Below are 4,718 nucleotides of genomic sequence, written 5' to 3'. Positions count from 1 at the left end.
AGATCGTCATCAGCGTCAAGATGTCGGTCCTGCAGGACATGGTGGCGGTTTATTCGCGGCTTGCCAAAGAATGCGATTACGCCCTTCATCTGGGCTTGACTGAAGCGGGTGCCGACGTGCAGGGCATTGCCTCGAGCGCGGCGGCCCTGGCCATCTTGCTGCAGCAAGGGATCGGCGACACGATCCGGGTCTCGCTTACCCCGCAGCCGAACGTCTCCCGCGCCCGCGAGGTGGAGGTCTGCAAAGCTATCCTGCAGTCGATGAGCCTGCGCTATTTCGCGCCGAGCGTGACCAGCTGCCCGGGCTGCGGGCGTACCACCAGCGATTATTTCCAGCATCTGGCCCGCGACATCAATATCCATATTCAAGAGAACATGCCCGTATGGAAAACCAGATATCCGGGTGTCGAGCGGATGAAAATTGCCGTCATGGGTTGTGTGGTCAACGGCCCCGGTGAAAGCCGCCACGCGGATATCGGCATCAGTCTTCCCGGCGCCTCGGAAAAACCCGTCGCGCCCGTGTACGCCGACGGCAAGCAATTGACCACCCTCAAAGGCGATCATATTAAAGAAGAATTTGTCGCCATTCTGGAAGATTACTTGCGCCAAAAATTCGCGTAATTTCTTTCTAGAAAATTATATACATCGCAGTATCAGGGGAATATAATATTTTCATTCCTAATTCAGGGAATAGGTATTAATGAAGAAATTTAGAAAAAGACCATTGATTTCGCATAGCTTAGAGAACATTTCTAAAAATGTTTTCAAGAATTATTCTTCCCAGATTACTGATTTAATCGGGACATCGCCGGGTGTTTATGCGCTCTATGATGATATGGGTTTGTATTATGTTGGGAAGTCAACAGATTTAAGAGAACGCGTGAATCATCATTTGAAAGATCGCCACAAGGCCAGTTGGACCAACTTTAGCCTTTATCTCTTGAGAGATGAAAGACATGTCAACGAGATGGAAGCTTTGTTGATCCGCATTGCCAGCCCCAAAGGGAATCGCACTAGACCTAAAGGTCGTTCGGATGGGATTTTGATAAAGAAACTCAAGGGTCTGGTCAAAGAGAAGCAAAAACAAGAGTTTGCCGAAATGTTTGACTTAAAGGTCAAAGCCAATAAGGAAAGAAGCGAGAGTAAATTTTCTTCATTGGTAGGTTTGGTAAAAAAAAATACTCAGCTTTTTCAAACATACAAAGGCACGGAATTCAAAGCAATGCTTACCCCAAAAGGAAAGATCATGCTTAAGCGGAAGATATATTCTTCTCCCTCAGCGGCCGGGAAAAGCATTGTTAAACACGGTTGCAATGGCTGGCGGTTTTGGTATTTAAAAGACAGAAATGGCGACGTAATTAGCTTGGATGAATTACGGTTAAAGTAACCATATTTGGGACAAGTGACTTTCGAAAATTTCTTATTCGTTCGTGGGGCAGAAAGTTTCGGGACAAATTGTTTACGGCAAGAAGGATTTTTCCAACAATAACGCCTGCGCCGTTTATGCTTGGGAGAAAATCCCCGGGCATAAGTATCCGATTGACAGGGCAGGCAGTTAACATGCCTTTAAACAATTTTAGGTATACAATGCTTCTCTCGGGTTAGAGGTAGGGTGTCAAGGTTTCATTGCTAAAATTTACTCTACACCGACGGAGCTGTAAATATAAACGGTTTTTTCTTGCGAAAGAGCCAATAGCGAGGAATTATGATAGGGATTATAGTTATATTGAGTGCAATTTTTGTTTATTGGGATGTGAAACGGAATGGGATACGAAAAGTTAAAGGACTTAAGAGTGTAACTAATATGTCTCCAGCCGGATGGTTTTGGGCAACTTTAGGACTTTGGATTATTGCATTCCCTGTGTATTTAATTATAGGGTTATGCCTTTGATGAACAGTGCAACAGGATTTCGTGCCCATCGTATGCTGGAAGTGGTAGTCAAGGGCATAACCCTATTTAATTAATCGGAAAAAGTTAATTAAAATGGCAAAAGAATACTCTGGACGGGAAACTATCGTTAAAGATGGTGTGGAGGATAAAGCTTGTGTGATACAAGATAAAGAGCCAGCTAAGAAAGCAGGATTCCCTTTGGGGCTTGTTGCAGTAGCTGTGGTCATTATTTTTGTAATAGCTTTAGCTGTCGCCTCTAACAAGACAGCAGTAAGTCAAGAGGAGTTGAAGAAAATGAATGATTATGAGTTGGTTTATATGACGGGAAATGGCCCTGCGATGACAGGCGTTACCTTCGGGAATGTTTCGGCTTTGGTTCCACAAGATAGTATTATAAAATTAGGGGATAAATTTCTTTTTTCCCGTGAAGGAACATCATTAGAGCTAGGATGTCCTCAAAATTCTAATGCTTGTTTTGTAGATACGGAGAAGCTAGGTATATTTATCGCAGCACAAAAGACCGCCTCGTCCTTCAAATGAGGGAATGAGGAAAAATGAAAGGAGCAAATATGTTCGTGCGAAAGATTGTATTAACGGCAGTCAGTGTGATCGGCGCGGCGGGGTTGGCATTTGCCCAGCCGAATCCTCCCCCCTCCGGGGGCCTAACGGCGGGGCCGCAGGGAGGGCCAGGACAGGGTCAGGGAGGCGGAGCGCAGGTCAGTCAGGGAAATCCGCCGGGGCCGCAAGGTGGGCCTGGTCGTGGCAATCCACCCGGACCGCAAGGAGGTCCAGGCCGTGGTAACCCACCTGGGCCGATCGGTGCCATTGGGCCTGGCAGCAGAGGGATAAACCCGCCAGGACTGATGGGAGGACCTGGCGCAGGGCCAGGTTTTGAGACTGGAAATCCGCCAGAGCAGACGGGTGATATTGGATCTGAACAAAGCGAAGATATAACAGGACCAACAGGTGTTTTGGGAGCAGAACAAAAACTTAATCCGCCCGGACCGATGGGTGGACCGGGAACAAACATGAATCCTCCGGGACCAATGGGGGGACCTGGGATGAACATGAACCCACCTGGACCAATGGGCGGACTGGGGACGAACATGAATCCACCCGGCCCGATGGGCGGCCCCGGGACGAATATGAATCCTCCGGGACCTATGGGCGGACCGGGGACGAACATGAATCCACCTGGACCGATGGGCGGACCTGGAGCGAATATGAACCCTCCGGGACCGATGGGTGGACCTGGGACGAATATGAATCCACCCGGCCCGATGGGCGGCCCCGGCGGAGGTCAAGGTGGTCCGGGACAAGGGATGCGTAATAACCCTCCGGGAGCCATGGGTGGCCCTGGACAAGGGATGCGTAATAATCCTCCCGGCTCAATGGGTGGACCTGGGGCTGGCGGTGGACCGGGGATGAGACAGGGTGGTGGTAATCCTCCTGGGCCGCAAGGCGGAGCAGGTGGCGGTCCTGGTATGCGGCAAGGTGGCGGTCCCGGCGGTGGGGGACCTGGCGGAGGTGGTGGACCGCGTGGGGGTGGACCCGGCGGTCCTGGCGGGGGTGCTGGTCCTCGTGGAGGCGGAGGTGGCGGTCCGAGGGGTGGCGGTGGTGGTCCTCGCCGGTAATCGGTTTTGACGTAGAGCGAAGAAGCGGTAGCCCTCAAGGTTACCGCTTCTTGCTTTTAGCACGAAATTCGATTAAAATTCAATAAATGAATCTCATCGCCCTTCCATTTATCCTCGGCGTTACTTCCATCATCAGCCAGACCCTGCTTTTGCGCGAGTTTGTCGTTGTCTTTTACGGCAATGAAACCACTTATGCCTTTGTTTTGGGGGCATGGCTATTCTGGATTGCCTTCGGCAGTTTTGCCGCCTCACTTTTGATCCCTCCGATCAGGACCGCACGACGGAGCATCGCTTCATGTTTCTTTCTGGTTCCCGTTATCCTTCCTCTTTCCGTGATTGCCGTCAGGGTCATGAAAAATTTCGCGGGGCTTAAGATCGGTGAGATGGCAAGCGTTATCCATATCTTTTGGGGAAGCTTTATCCTGGTGATGCCGCTGGCTGTTGTCCTGGGCATGCTTTTTACATTTCTTTGCCGCTTGCCCGATGAAGACAAGACATCTTCCTGCGAAGGCATAGGCAACATTTACCTCTGGGAGTCCGCCGGGGCGGGTTTCGGCGGCGTTATCTTCGGGTTAATTCTCCTTCATGTATTTACGTCCTTGCAGATCAGCTGGTTTGTTGGTTTGATGAACGCCGCGGCAGCCGTCGTGACATTCAAAAAGGGGCCTGCCGTTTTGGGGAAATGGATGTTGGGCATCACTCTTGTTTTATTTCTCCTTTCCTTGGGGGGTATTGACAGACTGGACCAATTAAGCCGCCGGCAACAATGGCAGGGGTTGAGGGTTATCGCGAGCGTCGACTCAATGTACGGGAATCTGACCCTGACCCGGACGGAGAATGAATACAGTTTGTTTGAGAATGGGTTGCTTTCTTATTCGACAAAGGACGAACTAACCAGTGAAGAGAACGTGCATTACGCGCTTCTGGAACATCCCGATCCCCGACGCGCCCTTCTTATCGGCAATGCGTTGGGGGGGAGTCTAAGGGAAATCCTGAAGCACCCTGTCCGTTCCGTCGATTATGTAGAGCTTGATCCCATGGTCATCCAGCTTTCGCAGAGGTTCCTTCCTCCGGGATATTTATCGGTTCTCAAAGACAAGCGGGTCAATGTCACCTATACCGACGGCCGGTTATTTGTCAAAACGACGCCCAAACGGTTCGACGTCATCATCATCAATCTCCCGGAGCCCCATT

5 protein-coding genes are annotated in these 4,718 nt (G+C 50.4%); all 5 read left to right on the top strand.

The window, feature by feature from the left end:
- The coding region (locus HZA49_06995; GenBank protein ID MBI5779187.1) for a flavodoxin-dependent (E)-4-hydroxy-3-methylbut-2-enyl-diphosphate synthase at positions 1 to 620 on the top strand (620 nt) is incomplete at its 5' end.
- A 79-nt stretch (positions 621 to 699) separates the two neighbouring features.
- Positions 700 to 1,386: a GIY-YIG nuclease family protein gene (locus tag HZA49_06990; protein ID MBI5779186.1), complete on the top strand. Its 687-nt coding sequence runs from the start codon at positions 700 to 702 to the stop codon at positions 1,384 to 1,386.
- 597 nt (positions 1,387 to 1,983) lie between these two features.
- Positions 1,984 to 2,430 carry a hypothetical protein gene (locus HZA49_06985; protein ID MBI5779185.1) on the top strand — a complete coding sequence of 149 codons (447 nt, stop codon included), beginning with the start codon at positions 1,984 to 1,986 and terminating at the stop codon, positions 2,428 to 2,430.
- Positions 2,431 to 3,324: 894 nt separating this feature from the next.
- Complete coding sequence (locus HZA49_06980) at positions 3,325 to 3,534, top strand: hypothetical protein (protein MBI5779184.1); 210 nt, start codon at positions 3,325 to 3,327, stop codon at positions 3,532 to 3,534.
- A 76-nt stretch (positions 3,535 to 3,610) separates the two neighbouring features.
- Positions 3,611 to 4,718, top strand: a 1,108-nt coding sequence (locus tag HZA49_06975) for a hypothetical protein (GenBank protein ID MBI5779183.1), incomplete at its 3' end; no start/stop codon positions are given.

The sequence above is a fragment of the Planctomycetota bacterium genome, assembly GCA_016235865.1.
Classification (GTDB): Bacteria; Planctomycetota; MHYJ01; order JACQXL01; family JACQXL01; genus JACRIK01.
Note: the sequence above shows the minus strand (reverse complement) of the source record. Positions and strands in the feature narration are given on the sequence as shown.